Consider the following 23714-nt stretch of genomic DNA (forward strand, 5'->3'; position numbering starts at 1 on the left):
TTAAATAAAACTATTTCTTTTATCATCCTCAAAAAAATTACTGATAGCTTCTATTGGAGGCCACTTGCTTGTTCTTGGCACTTCTCCTTCTTCAAACGCATATAATATTGCTTTTTTTTCTTTTTCATTTATATTTAGCAAGGTTAAGTTCCCATTCTTAAATTGATCAAACGCTTCGGGATTGTTTGCTAGATGGCTTATGATTTTATCAATATGTTTCAATTTATATTCCCCCTTAATAATTGAACAAATAGTTTATTCTTTCTTTGTTCATCTAATCTCAGTTTTTTGAATGATTCCTTGAAGTTTTCCAATGCTAAATTTTTAATAACATTTAGATATAGTATTACACCTGATTCTCGTAACTTCTTTTTCAATTCATCCAAATTATTAATCATATTATTTTCTTGCGCATAAAAATTTAATAAGTCAATTGACGATTGGTTATACTTATTCTTTAGATAGTAGAAGGCAAGCGTCTGTTTAGTTTTTAAGTCATTATTGTCAGGGTAATAAAGTCCAAAGTAATCATTCGCAATTTGTTCCACTATGCCCAAATAACGTGAATACTCATCGACTATTTTATTATATTCTCCAGTTGCCAAATATACACCAAGAACACTAGGCAATGTTACAAGAGAACCTGACTTAGATTTAATCATTTCAATATACTCTGATTCTGAAGAGACTTTCAAATTTAAATCAACATGTTGTCCTTGTAAAGATTGGAGTGAATATTGTAAAGTCAGACTTAAAAGTTTTGGATTGTTAGAAACTGAATTTATCACTTGCAAACTCAATGTATAAAGAGCGGTAGCTGCGTTAGTTGCTATAGAAGAATCTAATTGCATCCAGGCAGCCTGAGTATTGTCTTTATCCTCAATATCGTCAAAAATGTCAGCAGATAAAATTAAAAGTTCAATACCGGCAGCCAACAAATCAATTGCTGTATCATCTTTTCCGTCAAATGCTATGTAATGGTTATAAGCTAATTCAGCAAATGAAAATTGTTTTTTTTCTTCAATAAATGATATGAGTTTTGCTTTCAAGTCCTCATTTATAATATTTTCATCTACAATCTCCTTCATTTTCTCCTTGATCCCCACAGAATCTAAACATATCTGCTCAATAACAACTACCTCCTCCCCATTCTATTTTACTAAATGGGCTATCCAAAGGACAGCAGGTTTTTCGTTTTTTAACAATCATATAATACTTTATCCTTTATTTGTATATGCAGAACGAAAAAAAAGACTTGTTTCCAAGTCTTTTTCACGAAATTTTCATTGCATAATTGTATTTATCGAGCTGATCAATGCTTTTGTTAATGTTTCGTAATGAATCTGTCGTTTCTTTAATATCAAGTTCGAGTCGGAATAACAATTGTTTTACTTCTTCAAGTTTCTTTTCCATCGTTTCCACACTCCTTTTTTTGAAAGATCAATGAATTGTGTATGGTGAACGAGTCCTAGGTATTTGATCTGTTACTAATAGTGTATCTGCTTTCAGGTTATTTTTCACCGAAAAGTATGCAAAAAAGTCCTGCGTGACACCGCAAATATCAATAGGTCTTTATGCTCGAAGGAATCACAACGAGAACGGGACTTTATTTCTATGTGAAGGAGCGTATATTTCTGCTGGAATTGAGAAAGATTCTTACTTCCCTTGATTTGAACGCATTTCGCATTTTAACTAAGTAAGACTATAGTCCTCCGTACTGTATTTTCAAAATTGAATACGCGATTCTTGCCGTATCCTGACCGACAAACACCGAAAAGACCGCAACGCTAAAGTTGTGGCCTTTCGCTTTGTCATATTCGGCGATTAGAAATCTATACATATAGAAACATCCCTTTTGAGTGAGGTGCTCCCATGAAATATCACTATCCTTGGTTTTACGCCTATCCTTATGAGATACGCCGCCCGCCTGCTCCTGACGGCAATACAGATACCTTTATCCGTTCAGCGAAGCAGGCCGCAGGAATGTTCGCGGATGCCCAGCTCGTTCTCAGCCGCATTGCGGGCTCGCGGGAGCTCTCACGCCGCATCCTGACCGCAGCCGAGCAGTCAGATAAACAATCTGTAAAGCGCCTGATCAAACAAATGGGCGTCCGGCATGAAGTGGATGCGGTCTTTAATCCCGACGGCATTTACATCAGCCTTATCGGGACGCAAAGCCGAATGATTCTTGCTTTGCGGTGGTCAGAAGACCGCAATCATTTTGCGTCCATCAGATGATGACACCACTCCAGAGCCTCAAGATAACACTCATACGCTTCTTCTTTATCCAGTTCTTTGCCTAATTCTGTATGAGTGTCCCAGTTGTTGCTTTCAATACATTTCACAAGCTCAAGCATGTGGTAGTAGTCGTTTTGATGGCCTAATAACGCTTTTCCGACTTCATCTTTTAAAGGCAATTCTTGAATAATCTCTTCTATTTCTCTATGCAGCAGGGTGTCTATGAGAGAAAACATTCCGATCAGCATATAAGAAGCAGGCTGCGGCCGGGCTGTTTTTCTCGCCAGCAGTTCACAAAGCTTTGCTCTCATCAAAGAAATCTTAATGATTTCGTGCTTGCTGGAATGCCCTTTTCTGCTTAAATCCTTAAAGGAAAGAATGTATATCCACCGTTTGATTTCATTAAATCCCAGCAGCATAATAGCCTGCTGAATGCTTTCAATTTTCTGGCTCAAACGGCTGTGGGATGAGTTTAAAAATTTTAAGATTTGATAGGACAGTGATAAATCCCGCTCTATGTACTCTGTCACACGCTTTATGTTAGGCTGCTCTTTGCTCAATTCGTTAAGCAGTTCATAGTATGAATAGAAATGAGTCGACAAATCATGCCCGCTGATGATGCGCGGCTCGCTGAAAAAATAGCCCTGAAATAATTGAAAGCCGTCTTGGGCCGCCTGTTTATATTCTTTTCTGGTCTCAACTTTTTCCGCTAAAAAGATCAAGCCTCTGCAGCCGTAGGTTTGCAAAATTTTTCTGCGTTCCATTCGGGTTGTTTTAAGAAAATCAATTTTCAATATATCAATATAGCTCATGAGCTTTTCCAGTAAGTCTTCATTTTGCGGGTTTATTGCATAAAAATCATCGAGCGCCAGCATATACCCCATTTTTTTCAGTTCTTTGCATCTTGAGATGAGGGCCGGCGTGATTGGTATATCTTCAAGGATTTCAATGACAAGCTGCTTCGGATTAAAGGAGGTGGGAAGATTCGAAAACATCAGGCTTTCCGTAAAATTAACAAAACAGCGTTTCCCTTCCGTCAGCTTCTCAATTCCGATGTTTAAAAAGCTGTTAATCACCAAATCTGCTGTTGCCTGGTCGCCGTCTTTAGCGCTATAGACATTCTCTTCGCTTTCTCTATACAGCAGTTCATAAGCAACAACCTGTTCTTTTCTATTAAAAATAGGCTGTCTTGCAACAAACACCCTCATTGATTTATCCCCCTTACACTACGCGCGGCGTTCACTCTTAAGTATATCAAATAATTTGACGAAAATTGTCTAAACATGAAAAATAATATATTCATAAAGAAAACTGGCCTCTTCGCGAACGAAAGGCCAGTTTTCTTTATTTTTATTCAAGTTCTTCATCAAGTCTGCTTTTCACTTCGTGAATCCGTTGCATTTTATTGCTCCAGCAGTCCTCGCTTAAATCAACCGGATATTCTTCCGGCTTGCTGATTCTTTTATATTCCTCCCACAGCAGGCTGAGGTTATCCTGTACATACTGCTGTATGTCTGATATCTCAGGGTTTTGGTAACAAAGAATACCCTTTTCAAAAATCAGCTCATGAAGATCCTTCGCATAAAAATTGGTGACAAATTTGCTGATGAATGTATGAACCGGGTGGAACATTCTGAGCCGCTTCTGATCATTCACCTGCTCATCATAAAGCGCAATATAGTCACCTTCAGAATGATGATTGGACTGATTGATAATACGGTACACTTTCTTTCTGCCCGGTGTCGTCACTTTTTCAGGATTAGACGAAATTTTGATCGTATCGACCAGTTTCCCGTCTTCTTCAATGGCTACAAGCTTGTAAACCGCGCCGAGAGCCGGCTGGTCATAGGCTGTAATCAGCTTGGTACCGACACCCCAGACATCAATGCGCGCTCCCTGAGCCTTTAAATTCATAATGGTATGCTCATCCAAGTCACTTGACGCAATGACTTTCGCGTCTGTAAATCCTGCTTCATCGAGCATTTTCCGGGCTTTTTTTGACAGGTACGCCAAATCGCCGCTGTCAAGGCGGATGCCAATAAAGTTGATGCGGTCTCCGAATTCCTTGGCAACCTTAATCGCATTCGGCATGCCTGAACGAAGCGTGTCATACGTGTCTACTAAGAAGACGCAATCCTTATGCGTTTCCGCGTATTTCTTGAAAGCTGTATATTCATCGCGGTAGGCCTGCACAAGCGCATGCGCATGAGTGCCGGAGACCGGGATATTAAAGCGCTTTCCGGCTCTTACATTGCTTGTCGCGCTGAAGCCGCCGATTAAGGCTGCTCTCGCTCCCCACATGGCCGCATCCATTTCATGCGCCCGTCTTGTTCCAAATTCAAGCGCGACTTCATCGCCGATGACGCCTTTAATCCGGGCAGCCTTTGTTGCGATTAATGTTTGGTAGTTCACAATGTTGAGCAAAGCCGTTTCAATCAGCTGCGCTTCTACAAGGGGAGCTTCCACCCTCATAATCGGCTCATTGTTAAAAACGAGTTCTCCTTCTTTCATGGAATAAAGTGAACCTGTAAAAGTTAAACCGCGCAAATATTCAATAAAATCTTCATGATACCCGAGTTCTTCCTGTAAATAATTCAGGTCGCTATCCGTAAACTTGAAATTTTCCAAGTATTCGATGGCTTTTTCCAAGCCCGCAAATACCGCATAGCCATTTTCAAACGGAAGCCTTCTGAAAAAAAGCTCAAAAATCGCTTTCTTTTCATGAATGCCGTCCCTCCAGTAGGTTTCGGCCATATTGATTTGATAAAGGTCTGTATGTAATGACAGGCTGTCATCTTTAAATCCATACTCTAACACTGTTTTTCCCCTTCCTTACTCTGCCACTTGCGCTCCGATGCTGTTTGCAAAATGGGAAAGAGCCCACGTGTGCCCCTCCTGATTAAAGCTGGCAACAGCCTGTTTATGCACAACAATCCGGAACCCTTTGTTGTATGCGTCAACCGCTGTATGCAACACACAAATATCTGTGCAGACGCCGGCAAGATGCAGTTCGCCAATCTGCCGCTCTCTGAGTTTGAGCTCTAAATCAGTACCCGCAAAAGCAGAATATCTCGTTTTTTCCATGTAGTATACGTTTGGTTCATGTTCATGTTTCTGATATAGAGGCAAAAGCTTTCCGTACAGATCTTTTCCATCCGTGCCTTTAATATTATGCGGAGGAAAAAGACGGGTTTCAGGGTGATATTGATCCCCTTCATGATGAGAATCTACTGCAAATACGGCATAATCACCGTTTGTGATGAAGTCTTCAGTCAAATTGACAATCGCCTCTTCTATCATTCTGCCAGGCTCTCCGCAAGTCAATTTTCCGTCACTCGCCACAAAATCATTCGTATAATCTATACAAATAAGTGCTTTTTTCATAGCTGGCCTCCCCGCCATCAGTATGAGAACATTATATCTTATCTCCAGTTGTAAGGGAATTGCCATGAATAAAAAGACAAACGATCCGTTTGTCTCTTAAGGTTTCAGCACTGACCGGTTAAAAATGTCGTCCTGAATATATATCAATTCACGATTTACAGCAGTGTCAGCCGCAATGACAAGGCCTAGAGGCGTATGAAACTGAAGATCCGATACGATCTTGAAGTGCACTCCGTTCCGGTTCGCCATTTGGATATAAGGAGAGTAAGACTGATACTGAAGCTCTCCATTAATCAAAAGGGTGATGTTTTTGCTGTTTTTGAGCGCACGCTCCGCTTCTTCATACGGTTTGCTTCTGAGCACCTGTCCTTTCGTCAGTGCCAAAAGCACTCTTTCCCTTAATGAGCCTAAAAACAAGTGGCGCTCGTCAGGTTTTGTTTCCAAGGGCCCATACATTCCTTGCTGCAAATAGAGATCCATTTTATCATCACTCAAAAGCTCGTCCTCCCGTCTTGTTTGTCTTCATTATCACCTGATCAGGCAGGAGCTAAACTTTCAAGGGCCGCTTACATTTCTGTTACCCAATGCATAATTTTTTTGGCCAGCTCACCTGCCGTTACTTCCTCTGTATGCCGGCGCAAAGAAGCTTCCAGGCGTTCAGGCAGAGCTGCTTTATCTTCTTCATAAGAAATGATCGTGCTCCACTCCATCTGCGGAACCGCTACAAGCGTGTGCAGTTCTTTTCTGTTTTCATGCAGATACACGTCTGTGATCATTCCGGTTTGCGTATTGATATTCGCTTTTCTTATTTTCATCAAACATGACCTCTCTATTCAAAGACTACCCATATTATACAATAAAAAAGCAACAGCCTCCCCTGAAAAGGCTGTTACCCGTTAAACGAAACTGTTTCATCAATGATATCGGCATCTTTGAAGAGCGTTTTACTCGTTTGGTTATTGATGCTCACAAAATCACCGAGCTGAAACGCCCCCGAGCCCACGCCTGAGTGATCGACGCTTTTCGGTGAAATCGCAAACACATCTCCAAAACTGGCCGCCGCATCACCTGATATTGACATAATATAAATCGGACCTACAATCGCAGGCATTTCCCCACCTCCGCATTGACTTACAGCATCATATGCAAAGAGGCGCAAATGGTGCCCGCCTATTCAGCGGGCTTCGCGTTTTCTTCAAGGCGTGAGCGCTGGCGCAGTTTGATGAGGCGGACAATATTCAGGAAGAATGCCTTCACTACCGCGTACACCGGGACCGCTAAAATCATGCCGAGAATGCCGCCGAAGCTCCCCGCTCCGATCAACAGCAAAATAATCGTAAGCGGATGCGTATTGAGCCGCTTTCCGATCACGAGAGGAGACAGCAGATTCCCGTCGAGCTGCTGAACGACGACCACCACAATAATCGCGAACAGCGCTTTGGCCGGCGAGTCCATAAAACCGACAATGACAGCCGGCGCAGCACCGAGAAAAGGCCCGACATAAGGAATGATGTTGGTAATCGCCATGACAATCCCAAGAATCAGGGCGTATGGAACACCGGCGATTAAGTAGCCTATAAAACACGCTGTTCCGACAAAAAGACAGATTAACAGCTGTCCCTGAAAATAAGCCGCAAGCGTATCGGATAAATCTTTAAAAATCTTTAAGCCTTCTGTCCGATAAGAAGCCGGAAGAATTTTCACTGCCAGGTGCGGAAAGCGGTGTCCGTCTTTCAGCATATAAAAAAGGATAAATGGAACCGTGATAATAACAAGCGTGATATTTGTCACGACGCCAAACACCGCAGATAAACTGGACGTGATATTTTGCGGCAGATTTTGGAGAAAGCTTGTCAACGACTGTTCAATTTTTGATATTGATACATAATCCTGGTTCATCATCCAGGTAAACCATTGGGAATGGGACAGATCGTTTGTCAGCGACTGAATCTGTTTTATATAATCAGGAAGATTGTTAAACAGCCCGGTGACTTGCGACGTAATGACAGGTCCGACTGCCGCGGAAACAAAGGCCAGCAAACCGATAAATAGTAAATAGATCAATAGAATGGATAAGGTCCGCGGAATTTTTTTTTCAAGCAGGCGGACGACCGGATTAAAAATAAAATACAAAATTCCCGCTATCAGCATCGGGAAAAACAGTGTCGAGATAAAAACAATAAACGGCTGAAACACAAATGAAACCTTTGTTGCGACATAAATAATCAGCAAAACAAATAAAATCTGCAATGTCCAAAAATGGACTTTTGATTTCAACAAGCTTTGTTCCTCCTAGTTTTTCTTTGTTTGTCAGATAAAAGGGCTTATACCCATCATTGTAACAAAAATGAACTCATATCAGAACTCTTAATGTGATGAAAGGAGTGTTGGTGATGAAGGCCGTGACATACGATAAAGAGTCAGAACTGGCGTATATCCGCCTTCTTCCTCCGAATATGCGCGGGAATGTACAGTCGGAGGAGCTTAAAGTCAATGATTGTATCCTGCTGGATATCGGCCTAGACGGCAATATTGCCGGATTCGAATGTTTTGGTGAGGCAGCTTTGCTCTGTTCCCCGTTTGCCGGAACATCCCGGATATATGTAAAAGATGCAGACGGCTATCATTTTCGTGTCCGTCAACATGCTTCAGTACGTTCCAATTATACAGTGTACGGCGTTACTTTTTGTTTTTCAGATGCCCGCTATCAGGAATTTGCCGGATTTGATCTTGACGAAACGATGTACCACAGTGCGTTTTTGCAGCGCTTAACTGAAAAATAGGACGTCACGGTGTACGCCTATTTTTCATGCGCAAGCACTTAAACCCGCTCACTGTAATCTGGCGTGACGGAAATCATGTGCTGGATTCTGATCAAACAAACGGAATTTCGGGCTCCTTCAATTGTGATATGGTCAGGTTTTACATCGATCAGTCTGCCTCTGACCGTATCTCGTACTGTCTGTATAATGAACCTTGAGCCGATGAGCTTTTTAATGGTCTGATAGACATAAGGATCGACTAAAGAGACCAGTTGCGGACTACCTTGGTTGACCATACTTCAATCCCCTTTTTATGTTTTATCTCAGCTTATGCCGTTATTATGGATAATGACACAGGCTTTCCTGATAAAACCAAGGGGTGCGGAGACTATAGGAGAAGATGTTTGGAAGCGGGTGTAAAGGAAATGGCGGTGAAGCGGAGACAGCGAAGAAAGCTGGCGCTGTTCCGTGTATAACAAGCGGGACTTATACAGACTTTATCGTCGATGCCTGAGTTTGGTCGATTAATTGATCCAGCTTTTCTATTTTTTTACGTGCCGTTGAAGAATCAATCTGGCGGTAATGATGTCGGCCGCCCGGCTCTTCATCAAGTTCGTCCGCTTTTTTGACAATCTGCTGCAGCGTGTTTTTATCTAATTCGCCTTCAGGCAAATAGGAATCTGTATGAAGCAAAATGGCAAGAGCAATCTCTTTTGCCGCTTTCGGTTCCTCGCCAAGCCGAATCAGAAGCTTATGCGCCCGTTCCGCCCCTTTAATGGCATGAATGTCATTTCTTTTGTATTTCTCATAATCCCACTTGCCGTCTGTATACCATTCATAATGGCCGATGTCATGCAGCAGCGCCGCTTTCGCAGCTAAATCAGGGCTGATGTCAGCTTTTATAGACAGCCTGTACGCATGGTAAGCGCAGGCAATCGCATGTGCCACACCGGAGCGTTGCATATATTTTTGTGCAATTGGATGGGTGAAAACATCCATTAATGTAACCTTTCTCATGGAAACCCCTCCTTTAGATATTTTTAGAATCCTAACATAATTTGCAGAGAAACTCAATTCTTATGTCACATCATTTTGTCTGCTTATCATCATTGTTATACCCTAAAAGCAGCGTTTCAGTCAGTATATGCGGCTGCTCAACAAAACGCGCGGGCGATTGCCTTTTTAATCAAAAAAAGAGCAGAAAATGTCTGCTCTACAAAAACTCTTTCATATCGTAAATGCGTCCGTTTTCCGTCCCTTTTTCTAATAAAGAAAGAAGCGTGCCGGCAATAAAGGCCGGACTGCGAAGGCTTCCTGTTTCATTTAACTTCCGGAATCGTTCAATGTCGTGGAAATCCTTTTTAGATGAAGAACGGATGACGGCTTGCATCTCAGTGTCCATCACACCTGGTGAGAAAGAAATCATGTTCACCGGCAGTTCTCCATCCTCTTGTTCAAATCCGAATGTCCTCGTAAACATGTCAAGCCCGGCTTTTGAGCTGCAATACGCGCTCCATCCTTTGTATGGATTTTTGGCGGCGCCTGACGTAATGTTGACAACCGTCTTTTTGCCGCTGTATAAAGCAAACCGTTTTGTAAACAGCTGACTCAAAAGCACGGGCGCTGTCAGGTTCAGCTGATAATGGCGCTGCAGCTCGTCACGAGACGCTTCGCCGGCGCGTTTGATCGGCGTTACCATTCCGGCGTTATTGATCAGCGTAATACCTGAATAACGATCTGGATTGATGGATGAAAGCAATGTTTCAAATTGCTGTTCAGCTTCTTCAAGATTGATGAGGTCTATTTGATGCTGCGTCAGTTTTTCATGAGAGATATCAGCTTTTGTTCTGGATAAGGCATGGACTTCATGGCCCTTCTCTAAAGCCTGTAATGCAATGGCTTTTCCCAGTCCTTTTGACGCTCCGGTGATGATATAAAGTTCCAGTGGAAACCTCCTCCTTCCGTTCCTATTGTACGGTACCGCTTTTGCACAACACAAGCACGCGGCCTACGCCTTTTTGTTCTCCTGCGCTGTGACTTTCGGGATGAGGAACACAATCCCTGCAATTCCGAGCAGAATCAGCACGACATACAGAATCGGAAGCAGCAGTGAAGATGTTGCTTCTTCTTCCTTTGTTTCCGTGGATGACGTCTTTGTGATCGGTTTTTCAGCAAACGTAATCCCGAGCTGTTTCGACTGGGCCGCAATCGTGTTGGATTCTTCGGCATCTGTTGATGTAAACAAACCTTTAATCAGCTCGGCGTCCTTGTCCTCCGGCTTATCAAAGGTAATATCCTTCTGTTCCTCAGGCAGTTCTGTTTTCTCTTCATAGTAGGAATCTTCATGCAAATAATTCGTATCGATTTCGATGTCTTTTTTCTCATATTGGTTTGGCGCGACATCTGTATTTTCTTCAGTTTCGGCAGCGGCGGCAGAGGGTATGAAAAGGGAAAAGGAGAGCATACAAATCATGATCCCCTTTTCCATACTGCGATTACGCTTCATATGTTTCATCGCTTTCTGCTGTTTTTTCCGCCATCAGCCGGATCACAAGCGGCAGAGCCGCGGCAATCACCGTAATGACCAGCAGAACCGTTATTCCCATTGTAAACAAGTGCCCTGTGCCGTACTGGATGTCGATAAATACTTTCGAAACAGGATCTTCAAATGTAAAGTTCGGCATAATCAAATCAATAAGCGGTGCGACGTAGAATAGAATCATCGCCGCTGAAGCAACCCATCCAGAAATTGATCCGAATCTGAATGCCGCCCGTATGAAGGCAGAGCTTGCAACCAGCAATAGAATCGTAAATACAGACCACTTAATCGTCTGGTCGTCCGGCAGCGAATAAATATTCAAACCGAACAAGCTGATCATGAGCCCGACAAGGATATTCAGAATTCCGAACAGCGCTCCTTTGACGAGAAGCGGCGCGTTTTGGTAATACGAGCTGAAATAGCCGATTAACAGACTGCTGATCAATACAATCACAAGGATGACCACCGGCGGCACCGTCTGCGTTTTTTCTTCCGGAACCTCTCCGCTGATTTTAAGCGGATTCGCCAAGTAATCATATACATAGCCGTTGTTTTGCCCGTCTACTAATGTATTTCCCAATATGCCGTATACGTCACTGCGGACAAGCTTTGTGGAGGCAACATTTTTCCCCCAGTTATTGTTTAATGTGTCAGCTTTCGTCTGAACATCATTGACGCTTTGCTGCATGTTGGTTGTGTAATCAATAATGCCTGACTGGCGATCAGACAATGACCCCATCATGTCTGACATTTGCAGCACTTCCTGGCCGACCGTATCTTGGACACTCAGTGCCATTGTGCCAGACAGCCCGTCGTTACTGAACGTCGCTGCTTCTTGCGTTGTGCCTGTTACGAGCTGTTCTGACGCTTTGGCGGCGCTGTCAGAGATTTTCGTCAGTTCGTCGAGAACACCTGCTTGAGAGTCACGGATGAAGCCGCTGTAGTCTTCCGTGAATTTAGTCATGCCATCGATGAAGCTGTTAATGTCTTCATCCGTTAGCATCATGTTGTTTTTGAGATCCTCCCAGCTGGATGATTCTTCCGGTGTGAGAGCCAGAAGTGATTTGACATTGCCCTGCTGGCCGTCAATGGCATTCGTTTTTGCCGTGCTGTCTATGGTTCCGGATAATACCGAATCATATACAGATAGATATTTATAATATCTCATTAAATCGTAGATGCTCTCTGTATTAATTTCTCCGGAGAATTGAAGCTGATCTTTATTTTCCAGCTCTCGAATTGCGCGGTAAATCCCTTCGAATTCCCGCTCCCGTTTCGCTTCGAGTCTTTTGAGTTTATCATCGAGCGTTTTCACTTGGTCTTTGAGATCATCTATTTCATCATTGAGACCGTCCATTTGCTCTTTTAGTTCTTCTAATTTCTTTTTCAGCTCTTCATTATGAGCAGTTTCTTTTTCTTTGAGCTCTTCTTCAATTTGCTTAATTCGCTCAGACGCTTTGCTAAGCTGTTCTTTTGCTTTTGCGATATCTGAAACCTCATCGTTTCCTGTTTGATCTTCGTCCTCAGGCTGCGTCGTCCCGCCGTCGCCTTCGGTATCGCCTGAATCTCCGGTTCCGTCTTCATTTGCCAGCTGGATCATTTGAAGGGCTGAGTCAGATGAAGCAGTCTGTTCGGCAGATGTGTCCGTTTCGGTTTGTCCGCTGTCTGACTCGCCGTTAGAGGCATCGCCGTTCTGCTCCTGACCATCTGTTCCCTGCTGGTCTTGATCCTGAGTATTGCCGTCCGTTTGACCGTCTGTTCCGGTATCACTATTGTTATCATCGTTTCCGGTGTCTCCCTGTGTATCGTCGGGAGTTGTGTTGGTTCCGTCATCAGGATTTTCCGGAACGTCAGTGGACGGTTCGTCAGTTCCTGGATTTTCAGTTCCCGGGTCCTCTGGCGTCGGCTCTTCTTTTTCAGGTTCCTTTAGATTATCTGAAATGTCCTGAATGTCAGCGGCGATGCTTTTCAGTTCTTCACGCTGTTTTTCAAGATCGATTTTCAGTTCTTCAGGATCCTCTTCCTTCGGTTCTTTATCTTGATCATCATTGTCAGAGCCATCGTCTACGACTGGGTCGTCCCCTTTTGCAACTGTCAGTGCCTGACGCGCCGGTACAAGCAGCTCATAAACCTGGTTTAATGCTGTCTGTCTTGATGCGATCTGGTATTGATTAATTAAATCACTTTGTATCTTCGCCATGCCAAACTCCTGCTGAGGAACTTGCCCCTCCCTAAGTTGCTGGGCATTTGCCAACACTGTACTTGTTTGTGCAAGCTGTGTTTTCGCTTGGCTGATTCCTGTTGCCAGTCCGCTCATGCGTTCGCTGAACTGATTGGCCTTTTGCTGCGCTGAAATGGCATCCAGGCCTGTCTGGATTTGCTGGTGAGTAGAATCCTGGGCTGCCAAAAGCAGCTTTTTCTGATTTTCTTGATATTCTTTGTATCTTTCAACGGTATCAACGAAATCTTTCAGCGTGTTTTTGGCTTCTTCCGCTGTTGAAGCTTTTTCTTTTGTTGTGCCTTGCGCTTCATTCATTGATTTTTTCAGCTCATCGATTAAGTCTTTTTGCTGTTTGATTTCACCTGCTAAATCATTTGAGCTAGGTTTGTAAAAGTTGTACATGACATTTTGGAATTCAGATTCTTTATTGACGATATTGTCAAATTCTCCTCTGATGTTGTCCACTTTTTGTGAAACAAAATTCCAATATAAAGCCGACATTTTTTTATTCATTGTCTTTTGCGCATCTTCAAGCTCGCGCTGCACTTTTTCTTTGTTGACCGCATTCAGGTTATCTTGAATGCTGAATTCGAGTGTTGCTTTTTGAGGATGATCTTTGTCATAACTCAAAATGTTTTTTGAGAAATCTGAGGGAATGTAGACGATCGCATCGTATTTCTTTGATGCGAGACCTGTCTCGGCCGCGCTTCGGTTTAGGACCGTCCACGAATAATCAGGGCGTTCTCCCAGAACGGCAGCTACTTCTTTGCCGAACTGGGCGGAACTGTCCTCTTCATCAGACTTCACCTCTTCACTCAATACACCTGTGTCTTCGTTCACCACCGCGATTTGCCGCGTTGAATTGGCTACTTTTTTCGCCGGGTCTTCTCCGATAAAACGGAAAAACAAAACCGGCAGCAGCAAAACGATGATGACGGCGGATATTAACTTGATCAAGCTTTTTCGTTGTTCTGTCATCTAGCACTCTCCCTTTCAGCAGAACATAAAGGAATTTGAACTTTTTGCTCCTTCCCGTTTTCCACAACATATCCGAAGCCCGGCTGAATCTCAGGCTCCTGTCTTTGGTACGGGAGAGGAATGACATTTTGTTCAGATTTTTTCATCAGCAGAATGGCGTGGCGGATTTGCTTCATCTCTGTCGTCAAGGAGTCATAGCCTTTTGAGAATTCACTGTGATTTCCGCCCGGGATAAAGCTGAAGCCAAGATGCGCGTATGATTTCATGAAGTTTGCCAGACGGTCTTGTATTCTCGTATCAATCGTCTGTTGGAATCTCGTAATTCCGTCAATCATCAGCACCACTTGTGAGAATTGCAGATTTTGCGCGTCTCCCTGACGGACGGCTTCTACATACATGGCTTCTCTTGTTTTGAAAATGCCTTCTGCTGTTTCGATCCACTGTTCAATATCTTCTTTCGTTTCCAAGTATGAGACATCCGATTCCTTCGCATAATGGGATAAGCCGCGGTCAATCGAGTCAAACAGGCCGATCATTTCGGTTTCATCATCAATCAGATGTTCAAGCATAACTTTTAAGACGTTTGTTTTCCCGCGCTGGGTCTGGCCTAAAATCATGCAGTGTTTATGCTTGCCCAAATCAAAATAGACTGGGCTGACTGTTTCTTCATGAAGCCCGATCGGTACAGATAACGGCTTGCGTTCCAGCTTGAAGCGGAGAGAAAATTCTTTCGTCGACAGGCTCTCAGGCAGCATCGGAATTGGTGCCGGCTGCTCCAGTGAAGCAAAACGGTCCTGAAGATTCTGAACGTCTGCTTTCAGCCCGTTGAACATGCCGATATCATCGTCCGCTTCAACAGGGAGGAACATTTGTGCGAAATAAAGCTCTTCCTTTTGGATGATGACGCGTCCCGGAATCGGTTCAAGATTGAACTTCGGCCGTCCATAAATCGAATATCCCTCAGATTGATCCATGAGATAATGGACAACCTTGGTTTTCAGGTTATTTAACAATGACTGGCGGACAGCATTAACCCGCGTTGCTGTCATCATGAAGTAAATGCCTAAGCTCTGTCCGTCTCTGGAAAGCTGGACAAACTCCGCTTCAAGCTCATGCATTTCATCCTTGACGATGTCAAAGTTATCAATGGTGATGAAAATGAACGGAAGCTCTTCTTCGCTCAGCGCATTGTACATTTTAATGTGGCTGATTTCTTTTTCCCTGAACAGACGTTTACGGCGGTCAATTTCTTCCTTGATTCGAATCATGAACTTTTCAATTTTTCGTGATTGGTCCATCAGGAAGTAATCCGCGGTATGCGGCAGCTTCGCTAATGGCAGAAGCGTTCCGTTTCCGAAATCAAAGATATAGACATGAAGCTCTTCAGGTGTGTATACGTCCGCAAAGCTCATCAGGAACGTTGCGGCTGCAATCGATTTTCCGTAGCCGGAAGAGCCAAATATGCCGATATTTCCGTCTTCCATCATCTTATAAGCAATTGGCGCCTGTCTTTGCAGATCAGGTTCATCAACATACGCAAAGTGGAAATGATCTTTTTCGTCTGAAGGGAAAAGAGTGCGCGGGATACGTTCCGCGAGCGGCGGCAGCCATGGACTTGACAGCTTCTCGATTCCCATTTCATCTTGGATGCGTTCAATTTCATCAACTATAGCTTCGATTTCTGTTTGAACGTCTTTTTTAGCGATATCTTCGGTATCCACTTCAGAAAGCGGGATCAGACCCGTATCCGTGACGATCGCGATTTCGTCCTCTGTGCCGTAGACTTCCTCTAAGTAAGGCGCGCCGCTCCAAGCGGATTGGAACAGCTCATACACTTCATTGTTGCCGACCTGCAAATACCCGCGTCCTGTAACGGTAATGTTTGCGGCATCGCTGTTTTTCAAAATTTCTTTACTGTCGGTGGCATCCTGAACCTTCAGCGCTACTTTAAAACGCGAGTTACTCCAGATCTGGTCATCAATGATGCCGCCAGGCTTCTGTGTCGCCAAAATCAAATGAACGCCGAGACTTCGCCCGATACGCGCGGCACTGACAAGCTCCCTGATAAAATCAGGCTCCTCGCTTTTCAGCTCGGCGAACTCATCAGAAATTAAGAACAAGTGAGGCATTGCCACTTCTGCTTTCCCCTGCTTGTACAGCTTTGTATAGTCATTGATGTGATTGACTTGATACTGATCAAACAGGCGCTGTCTTTTTTTCAGCTCGCTTTTAATCGAAGCGAGCGCACGCATACTGAAGTTTTTGCTTCCTTCAATATTCGTGATGGTGCCGAGCAAATGAGGAATGTTGCGAAACGGCTGCGCCATTCCTCCGCCCTTATAGTCAATTAATAAAAAAGCCGCTTCATGCGGGTGAAAATGCACCGCAAGTGACAAAATGTAGGTCTGGAGAAATTCACTTTTTCCTGACCCCGTTGTCCCCGCAAGCAGCCCGTGCGGACCGTGGGCTTTTTCGTGAAGGTTCAGATACACAATGTCATCTTTCCCCTTATAGCCGATCGGCACTGACAGCGACTTCGCCGATTCACTCGTCTGCCATTTTTGCTGAATGCCGACTTCCTTTACTTCCTTCGCATGGAAAAGCTCCAGGAACGATACCGTTTCCGGAATGGAATTCGTAATGCCGACCTGGTGATTCAGCGTCCGCAGCGTGCGTGAGAACCGTTCGTTGTCCCCGCGCTGATGATGATCGAGGCGGAACGGAATCCTTACCGCTTTTTTCTTTTGTATTAAAATGTCCCCTTCATGCTCATTGATGTAGCGGACAAGAGTCGTAATATTTTCCGACAAGCTTTCCTTTGTTTCCGCGGCAACAATTGTAGAGATGCCCAGATGTTCATGCTGTCCTTCTAAATATTCGAGAATGACGTGCTCTGAGATCAGCTGCTGATTCGTGATGACAAATACAAAATGCGGTTTGAACTGCAATTTTTCTTTGTCATCTTCGAGATCGCGCTCTCTGATCAATTCATAAAGTGAAGACAGGAGCTGATCTCGGGTTTGCTCATTATAAATAAATCCTTTCGCATAAATATGGGGCATTTGAAATTGCGGCAGCCACTTCATCCACTCCCAGTCTTTATACTCTTCTTCATGAAAAATAAATACGAAACGCAAATCGTGATAGCTGTTGAAGAACGACAATTGTCCGATCAGCTGGTGAATCTCATTTTTCACAATTTGTGCTTTACCGACAAGCCCCATCGGACCTTCCGCCAAATCGACCGTAACCGGCGCATTGCGAATATCCTTATAGATACGCTGCATGTGCTGCGATTTCTCCATGAGGTCGTCGATATCACGATTGGCCAAGTCTCCGCCGCTCATATTGATTTCATAGCTTGAAGGGACTGTTCCCGTCCCAATCCGCAGCTGGAGATAATCCTTGCTTTCAAGTGATTTTTCCCAGATCCGGTCACTGATTTCACTTGTTAAGTATTTCATTTGTTCAAACGAAGGGAAATGAAACTCAAGAACCTGCTTTTGCTTTTCAGAAAGCGCCTGAAGTTCTTTCCGCTTGTTGTCTAAGTAAAGCTTATACACACGTTCCCGTTTTTCCTCGCGTTTTTTCCGTTGGTTTTTATCGCGGAAATATTGCACCGTCGAGGTAATGAGGGTCATCATAAACATCGCCAGAGAAACGAGGATGAATATGCCGCGCGGCTGGATGATGGCGACAACGCCCATCACGATCAGCATCACAAGCGGCGGCAGGATGACAAGCCACAGACCTCTGTTGGTTTGATCGCTCTCTTGAGAGGGAAAACTGAAGGACACGCGGTCATCCGGCAGGTCGTACACCATTCGCGGCGTTCTTCTGTACTGCGGATATTTTTTCTGCATCTCTGTGCTCGGTTTGACCGTTTCTGTTAATGCTGTTTCAAACGGTGCAAAATGAACAACTTCTAAAAGGTCTTGTTCCGTCACTCTCATTTGCGTAAAGTTCCAGAAGATTTCATCTCCCGGCTGGAGCGGTGTATTGGCGTTAATCTTCTCTCCGTTCAAGAAGACCGTCCCGCTATCAGGTTGAACCGACCAGCTTTGACCGACACGAAGCAACGAAAACGTGCTTTGTTCTGCAAAAGCAAAATCTTGCGGATTCAGATAAATATCTGCATTCGGGTTTTCTAAAGAACATATGATTTCATCCCGATTCCCCGTAAAATAAACGGTTTTCTCCGGCTCATTGCCCGTCAAGATCAAGCGTATATCCTGCTGATCCGTTTGAAGAGAAAATGATGTATCCGGCTCAATCACGCCGAGACCATCATTTCCCAGAAAAACTTCGTATTGGCCTTCAGATTCCTTTCTTTGAAGAGAAATCACTCCGCTTTCAAACGGAATGGTGCCGATCGTAATGGAATCCTTCACATCAGGCCCAATGGTCGCCGGATGGGACGACGGGAGGTCAGACAGTTTCAGTTTTTGAACGTTATTTTGGTAAAAAACCCATAATAGACTCAAATGGCGAACCCCCTAACGGCCAAACGGCAGCATCCGATGACCCGCGCTTCATGTCTCACGTTATTTGTCATCTTTTTTCTCATCTTTCTTTTCTGTTTCTTTTTCTTTCTTCGCTTGTTCTTCTTTTGTCGCTTTTTCTTCTGCCGCTTTCTCTTCAGCTTGTTGTTTTTCTTTGTCTGTTTGTGTTTGTTGTTCGGTTGTACCAGTTGTTGAAGACTCAGTGTTCGATTCTTTTTTCTGTTCAGCGTTAGCTTTATTCACTTTATCAAGTTCGCTGTCTACAGAATCAAGTTCTTTTTGAGTTGCTTCATCATTACTATCCTCAGCTAAGAGCTGCTGTTTATATTTATAAAGGCCAAGCCAAATGTATGGGTTATACTCGAGCTTATGTCCAATACTGATCGCTTCTTTATAATCCCCTCTGCCAATATCAATCCAATAAATGAAATGCTGCGGTTCAGATTGCAATGTCACCAGCTTCTCAATATTATCTCGTTGATAATCTAAAAGCTGTTTTTCAATTTCTACATAGGAATAAGCAAGCTGATACTGCACCGATTCCGGCAGGCTTTCCGCATCGTACTTCGACAGCGTGCTGATCACCTCACTGTACTGCTTGTTTAAGAAATCACGGTTGCTGTCCACTATCGCCTGGTGCTTTGGCTGCGCGAAAAATAAGGCGTACATCGAATAAATAAGAGCCGGTACCAGCAAAACAATGAGTCCCAGGCCGATGTATCGCTGGATGTTCCACTTCTTTCTCGGGATATGTATGTATGTTTTCGCTTTGGCTTCGAGCTCATCGATATGGGTTTGAATCAGCTCGAGCAGGTCATCATAGGACGCCGCATCCAATATCGCCTTAGCCTCTGCGGAGAACGTCAGCGTTTCATTGAATTTCAGGTATTCTTCAAATGCAAAAGCGCCGTCAACTGCCAAAGCCGCTGCCGCTTTCAGCTCCCGCCACACTCTTTCCTCATCATGCTCGTAAGGAGGAATGCTTTCTTTTACTCCATAATGGAGAAAATAAGGCGTCAGCCCTTTATCGAATACAATGTTTTCAGGAGCGACAATCACATTCAGCCTCGACAGATTGTGCTGCTGTATAGCTTGGACAAGCTGATAGGCAAACTGCCATTTGCTTTTTTTATCTTTAGCTTTCATGAAGCGGAATGCTTTATAGGAGGGAGGAGGTTGGATTGTGATGATTACTTCATCATCCGTCACAGCAATCTCTTTATGAAAAAATGGATTTACATCTTTGATCACATTGGCTTCGAGACCGTCCAGAAGCTTTATTGTTTCCCGCTGAAAGGTAAATGTATAGCCGGCATCTGTTTTCTCGGCAACAGCTTCTAATTGGTTTTCTAAATATGATTTTTGTTTACCTGACATTCAACCAGATCCTTTCATAATATTTCAAGCCGGTCTCCGTTTGTAATGCCGCAATCAGACAGCTTGCATTCTCCGGAAAACACCGTATCCTTATTAACCACTCTGATCCAGTGCCCTTCGCGCGGAGGTATAGCTACGCTTTGAGCCTGCCAAGCAATATCAATTACTTTTTTCACCGGGTGGTAATCTGACAATCTGAGATCAAAGACACTGCCGTTATAATGTTTCAAATCTATTGTAATATCAATATACATTTTAGGATCACCCTTACATAGAAAGAGCGCCGTCTTCTGGTGAATCAGGCGCTCCTTCCCTTTCATACTGTTATCCGCGGATTTGATTTGCGATGTCTTGGTCAGTAGACTCAAGTGTATTTGCTGTTTGATCAAGCTGCTGATTCACATCTTGAAGCAAATCTGACATTTTGATAAATGAAGGTTTGAGCTGCTCGTATTGATCTGCGAACGCTTCGCTTGAAGCACCTTCCCACATGCTTTTCAAATCAGAGATCATACGGTTTAAACGATCAACCTGATTTAATACTTCTTGGCTTTCGACGCCGTATTGCTTCGCCATCGCTCTTAGCTCTTCGGGTGTGACACGAATTAATCCTGCCATATTCCTCATTACCTCCTGTGCCATCAGCCTAAATATGGGCTAATTCACTTATTTTTAGAACGTCATTATTATAAAAACAGTTTTTCGGCACAGTCAAACAAATATGTTTTAATTTTACAAAATGAGTCCAATGGTTTATCCCGGATCACTTAAAAATGACATATATTGTTAAACAAGTAGGTTCATTTTCTTAATCTTCTCTTCATTCTTCGAATAATCCAAAAGACCCAAATGATTCTCCAACTCCCAAAAAAAACCTTTCAGAAAATTTGATGCTACAGCACCATTTCTGAAAGGTTGAGTTTTTTCTTTCCTTAATCCTCGCCTCCGATGACCTTCTTAAAAGAATAAACTTTCACATCATATAAGGCGCAAAACTGCAGGCGATTACTCTGCCAATCATATATAAGACGTTTCTCTAGTATGCCGTTTACTTTATTGTTTGGCTTCCGCTCTTTGTTGTTGATTTTCACAAACAACAACAATCATAATAAAAGGTAGATAATGAGATGTCAAAGAGAAATCAAGCATGAAAAGTAGGGAGATTTGTGACCATGCCGAATGATCCGTTTAAATACAGTTTTGACAGACTTGAAGATGTGGCTGATCATATCAGCGACGTGCTGCGGTGCCCGATCACCATAGAGGATGTTAACCACAAGCTTCTTGCCTACAGCACACACAGCGACTGCACAGACCCTGCCCGGACGTCTACTATCATTGGCAGAAGAGTACCTGAGAAGGTCATTAATAAGTTGTGGAAAGACGGGACGATTCCAGCTCTCTTAAAAACGGACCAGCCGATCAGAGTAAAGCAAATAGATGATGTCGGGCTAAGCAATCGTGTTGCCATTTCGATTTGGAAAAACAGCCAAGTGCTTGGCTTCATATGGGCGCTTGAGAGCCAAAAAACATTGTCTGACGATGATCTGATGACGTTGCAAATGGCGGCAAAAGCAGTGAGAAACAAGCTTCTCAAGCTCCAAATCAGAAAAACGAAAAATGAAGAACGAAGCCAAGAGTTTTTCTGGAAAATGCTGACCGGACACATTCATCAGGAACATGACATGGCGGATGGATTTCACAAGCTTGGAATGGTTGCCCCTTCTGAGTTTTCCGTGATGATCATCCGGATAAACAGCGAACTGACGGAAAAAATCGAACAGCAGCTGCAATATTTGCAGGAAACGACCCAGCAGGTTCACGTGCTGCTGACGACCGTAGATTCCAATGAACTCATTATTTTAACCGCTCCCAAAACAGAACACCCTTTTCAAGATTTAAAACAGTTTGCTTTGAGTACACAAAAACAGCTGAAGGAACGTTATAAAATAGAAGGCACTTCTATCGCTTTTGGCGGAATATACAACTCTATTTCATTTGTCTCCCGCTCGTATCAGGAAGCATTGTCCGTTCTAAAAGCGAAGGAACGGTTCGCAGAAGAGACCCAACATTTTTTCAGCTTTTCTGAGCTAGGCATTTATCAATACTTGGATGTCTTAGATGAGAAACGGAAGCAGACGGGATATTTTAATTATTCGCTATCCAAACTGGAACAGTATGACCGGAATCACCAGTCAAATATGGTAGAAACGCTAGAACGTTTTATTGAAGCTGACAGCAACGTGAATACCGCTGCCAAGGTGTTAAATATACATGTTAATACATTGAATTACCGCCTCAAGCGTATCAGCCAGATCGCTGAAATCGATTTGAAAAATGTAAATCAAAAATTCACCATCTATTTAGATATTAAGCTTCGGCACATGGATTTGTGAAATTTCACAAATCCATGTTTTTTTATTTTCTTATTCAAACAAAGAATTTTCTAAAGAATCATTCTACACTAAAAACATCACGTATACAGGAGGAGACAGATATGATCATAGGGGTTCCTAAAGAGATAAAAAACAATGAAAACCGTGTCGCACTAACACCTGGAGGCGTTTCCCAGCTTATTTCAAACGGCCACCGGGTGCTGGTTGAAACAGGCGCGGGCCTTGGAAGCGGATTTGAAAATGAAGCCTATGAATCAGCAGGAGCGGAAATCATTGCCGAGCCGAAACAGGTGTGGGACGCCGAAATGGTCATGAAGGTAAAAGAACCGCTGCCGGAAGAATATGTCTACTTCCGCAAAGGACTTGTACTGTTTACGTACCTTCATTTAGCCGCCGAGCCTAAGCTTGCGCAAGCCTTGAAAGATAAAGGCGTTACGGCGATCGCATATGAAACAGTTAGTGACGGCCGGACATTGCCGCTTCTGACGCCAATGTCAGAGGTCGCAGGCAGAATGGCAGCGCAAATCGGAGCTCAATTCTTAGAGAAACCTAAGGGCGGAAAAGGCATTTTGCTTGCAGGAGTGCCAGGCGTTTCCCGCGGAAAAGTAACGATTATCGGAGGAGGCGCTGTCGGCACAAACGCGGCGAAAATGGCTGTCGGCCTTGGTGCAGACGTGACCATCATCGACTTAAACGCAGACCGCCTGCGCCAGCTTGATGACATTTTCGGCCATCAGATTAAAACGTTAATGTCTAACCCGGTCAATATTGCAGATGCTGTGGCAGAAGCGGATCTTCTCATTTGCGCGGTCTTAATTCCGGGGGCTAAAGCTCCGACTCTTGTCACCGAGGAAATGGTAAAACAAATGAAACCTGGTTCAGTGATTGTCGATGTTGCGATCGACCAAGGCGGCATCGTCGAAACTGTCGACCATATTACCACGCATGATCAGCCGACATATGAAAAACACGGCGTTGTCCACTACGCTGTGGCGAACATGCCGGGCGCTGTCCCTCGCACATCAACAATCGCGCTGACGAACGTTACTGTTCCATACGCGCTGCAAATCGCGAACAAAGGAGCAGCAAAAGCGCTCGCAGACAATGCGGCACTGAGAGCTGGTTTAAACACAGCAAACGGACACGTGACCTACGAGGCTGTGGCAAAGGATTTAGGATACGAGTATGTGCCTGCCGAGAAAGCTTTACAGGATGAGTCATCTGTAGCGGGTGCTTAATTCACATTAAGCTTGCAGAAAGATTTTCTGCAGGCTTTTTTTATTTTTAAAAGGAAAAGAGGAACCATTTCACGAACTA

At 43.8% G+C, this 23714-nt stretch carries 24 protein-coding genes; 4 read left to right on the plus strand and 20 right to left on the minus strand.

Going from position 1 to position 23714, the window contains the following annotated elements:
- The 4 genes from comX to ABZM97_RS16405 form a co-directional block, all read right to left on the minus strand.
- The gene (gene comX, locus ABZM97_RS16390) at positions 1 to 222 is read right to left on the minus strand and encodes a competence pheromone ComX (RefSeq protein ID WP_367386988.1); all 222 of its coding nucleotides are present in this window, start codon (positions 220 to 222) and stop codon (positions 1 to 3) included.
- Positions 219 to 1088 carry a polyprenyl synthetase family protein gene (locus tag ABZM97_RS16395; protein ID WP_367386989.1) on the minus strand — a complete coding sequence of 290 codons (870 nt, stop codon included), beginning with the start codon at positions 1086 to 1088 and terminating at the stop codon, positions 219 to 221. Before ABZM97_RS16395 ends, comX begins: the two co-directional genes overlap by 4 nt.
- Positions 1089 to 1272: 184 nt before the next feature.
- Complete coding sequence (degQ, locus tag ABZM97_RS16400) at positions 1273 to 1413, minus strand: degradation enzyme regulation protein DegQ (protein WP_003220708.1); 141 nt, start codon at positions 1411 to 1413, stop codon at positions 1273 to 1275.
- Between the two features lie 289 nt (positions 1414 to 1702).
- Positions 1703 to 1840, minus strand: coding sequence for a hypothetical protein (locus ABZM97_RS16405; RefSeq protein ID WP_176365307.1), 138 nt, complete (start codon positions 1838 to 1840; stop codon positions 1703 to 1705).
- Between the two features lie 32 nt (positions 1841 to 1872).
- Between ABZM97_RS16405 and ABZM97_RS16410 the strand changes: the two genes are divergently transcribed.
- Positions 1873 to 2238 carry a hypothetical protein gene (locus tag ABZM97_RS16410; RefSeq protein WP_087993278.1) on the plus strand — a complete coding sequence of 122 codons (366 nt, stop codon included), beginning with the start codon at positions 1873 to 1875 and terminating at the stop codon, positions 2236 to 2238.
- On the opposite strand, the gene pdeH is transcribed toward ABZM97_RS16410, so the two are convergent.
- The 7 genes from pdeH to ABZM97_RS16445 all read right to left on the minus strand — a co-directional run bounded on the left by pdeH (position 2217) and on the right by ABZM97_RS16445 (position 7902).
- A complete protein-coding gene (gene pdeH, locus ABZM97_RS16415) occupies positions 2217 to 3446 on the minus strand; it encodes a cyclic di-GMP phosphodiesterase (RefSeq protein WP_087993279.1) in 1230 nt (409 codons plus the stop codon). The genes ABZM97_RS16410 and pdeH overlap by 22 nt on opposite strands.
- A gap of 142 nt (positions 3447 to 3588) precedes the next feature.
- A complete protein-coding gene (locus ABZM97_RS16420; protein ID WP_333516464.1) occupies positions 3589 to 5055 on the minus strand; it encodes a nicotinate phosphoribosyltransferase in 1467 nt (488 codons plus the stop codon).
- A gap of 15 nt (positions 5056 to 5070) precedes the next feature.
- Positions 5071 to 5622 (minus strand): cysteine hydrolase family protein, encoded by a 552-nt coding sequence (locus tag ABZM97_RS16425; RefSeq protein WP_087993281.1) that lies wholly within the window; start codon positions 5620 to 5622, stop codon positions 5071 to 5073.
- 96 nt (positions 5623 to 5718) lie between these two features.
- A complete protein-coding gene (locus ABZM97_RS16430) occupies positions 5719 to 6117 on the minus strand; it encodes a YueI family protein (protein ID WP_087993282.1) in 399 nt (132 codons plus the stop codon).
- Between the two features lie 71 nt (positions 6118 to 6188).
- A complete protein-coding gene (locus ABZM97_RS16435; RefSeq protein WP_087993283.1) occupies positions 6189 to 6437 on the minus strand; it encodes a YueH family protein in 249 nt (82 codons plus the stop codon).
- Positions 6438 to 6511: 74 nt separating this feature from the next.
- Positions 6512 to 6733, minus strand: coding sequence for a spore germination protein (locus tag ABZM97_RS16440; RefSeq protein ID WP_087993284.1), 222 nt, complete (start codon positions 6731 to 6733; stop codon positions 6512 to 6514).
- A 59-nt stretch (positions 6734 to 6792) separates the two neighbouring features.
- Positions 6793 to 7902 (minus strand): AI-2E family transporter, encoded by a 1110-nt coding sequence (locus tag ABZM97_RS16445; protein WP_148963972.1) that lies wholly within the window; start codon positions 7900 to 7902, stop codon positions 6793 to 6795.
- Positions 7903 to 8015: 113 nt separating this feature from the next.
- Between ABZM97_RS16445 and ABZM97_RS16450 the strand changes: the two genes are divergently transcribed.
- Positions 8016 to 8405: a DUF2283 domain-containing protein gene (locus ABZM97_RS16450; protein WP_367386990.1), complete on the plus strand. Its 390-nt coding sequence runs from the start codon at positions 8016 to 8018 to the stop codon at positions 8403 to 8405.
- A gap of 38 nt (positions 8406 to 8443) precedes the next feature.
- On the opposite strand, the gene ABZM97_RS16455 is transcribed toward ABZM97_RS16450, so the two are convergent.
- The 9 genes from ABZM97_RS16455 to ABZM97_RS16495 all read right to left on the minus strand — a co-directional run bounded on the left by ABZM97_RS16455 (position 8444) and on the right by ABZM97_RS16495 (position 20619).
- The gene (locus tag ABZM97_RS16455; RefSeq protein ID WP_087993285.1) at positions 8444 to 8680 is read right to left on the minus strand and encodes a YuzF family protein; all 237 of its coding nucleotides are present in this window, start codon (positions 8678 to 8680) and stop codon (positions 8444 to 8446) included.
- 190 nt (positions 8681 to 8870) lie between these two features.
- The gene (locus ABZM97_RS16460) at positions 8871 to 9401 is read right to left on the minus strand and encodes an HD domain-containing protein (RefSeq protein ID WP_202328137.1); all 531 of its coding nucleotides are present in this window, start codon (positions 9399 to 9401) and stop codon (positions 8871 to 8873) included.
- 196 nt (positions 9402 to 9597) lie between these two features.
- A complete protein-coding gene (locus ABZM97_RS16465; RefSeq protein WP_253268533.1) occupies positions 9598 to 10329 on the minus strand; it encodes a (S)-benzoin forming benzil reductase in 732 nt (243 codons plus the stop codon).
- A gap of 63 nt (positions 10330 to 10392) precedes the next feature.
- Positions 10393 to 10848, minus strand: coding sequence for a type VII secretion protein EssA (gene essA, locus ABZM97_RS16470; protein ID WP_253269168.1), 456 nt, complete (start codon positions 10846 to 10848; stop codon positions 10393 to 10395).
- A 31-nt stretch (positions 10849 to 10879) separates the two neighbouring features.
- Entirely contained in the window at positions 10880 to 14122 is a 3243-nt protein-coding gene (esaA, locus tag ABZM97_RS16475; RefSeq protein WP_367386991.1) for a type VII secretion protein EsaA, read from the minus strand.
- Entirely contained in the window at positions 14119 to 18606 is a 4488-nt protein-coding gene (gene essC / locus ABZM97_RS16480) for a type VII secretion protein EssC (RefSeq protein ID WP_253268535.1), read from the minus strand. Before essC ends, esaA begins: the two co-directional genes overlap by 4 nt.
- Positions 18607 to 18666: 60 nt before the next feature.
- Positions 18667 to 20001: a type VII secretion protein EssB gene (essB, locus tag ABZM97_RS16485; protein WP_367386992.1), complete on the minus strand. Its 1335-nt coding sequence runs from the start codon at positions 19999 to 20001 to the stop codon at positions 18667 to 18669.
- 14 nt (positions 20002 to 20015) lie between these two features.
- Positions 20016 to 20255 carry an ESX secretion system protein YukD gene (gene yukD / locus ABZM97_RS16490; RefSeq protein ID WP_010329928.1) on the minus strand — a complete coding sequence of 80 codons (240 nt, stop codon included), beginning with the start codon at positions 20253 to 20255 and terminating at the stop codon, positions 20016 to 20018.
- A 70-nt stretch (positions 20256 to 20325) separates the two neighbouring features.
- Complete coding sequence (locus ABZM97_RS16495; protein WP_003220661.1) at positions 20326 to 20619, minus strand: WXG100 family type VII secretion target; 294 nt, start codon at positions 20617 to 20619, stop codon at positions 20326 to 20328.
- Between the two features lie 554 nt (positions 20620 to 21173).
- On the opposite strand from ABZM97_RS16495, the gene ABZM97_RS16500 reads away from it, so the two are divergent.
- Positions 21174 to 22397 (plus strand): helix-turn-helix domain-containing protein, encoded by a 1224-nt coding sequence (locus tag ABZM97_RS16500; protein WP_367386993.1) that lies wholly within the window; start codon positions 21174 to 21176, stop codon positions 22395 to 22397.
- Positions 22398 to 22498: 101 nt separating this feature from the next.
- Complete coding sequence (gene ald, locus ABZM97_RS16505) at positions 22499 to 23635, plus strand: alanine dehydrogenase (protein ID WP_333518521.1); 1137 nt, start codon at positions 22499 to 22501, stop codon at positions 23633 to 23635.
- Positions 23636 to 23714: the final 79 nt, after the last annotated feature.

This window comes from Bacillus vallismortis (assembly GCF_040784915.1).
In the GTDB taxonomy this organism is placed as follows: Bacteria; Bacillota; Bacilli; order Bacillales; family Bacillaceae; genus Bacillus; species Bacillus subtilis_G.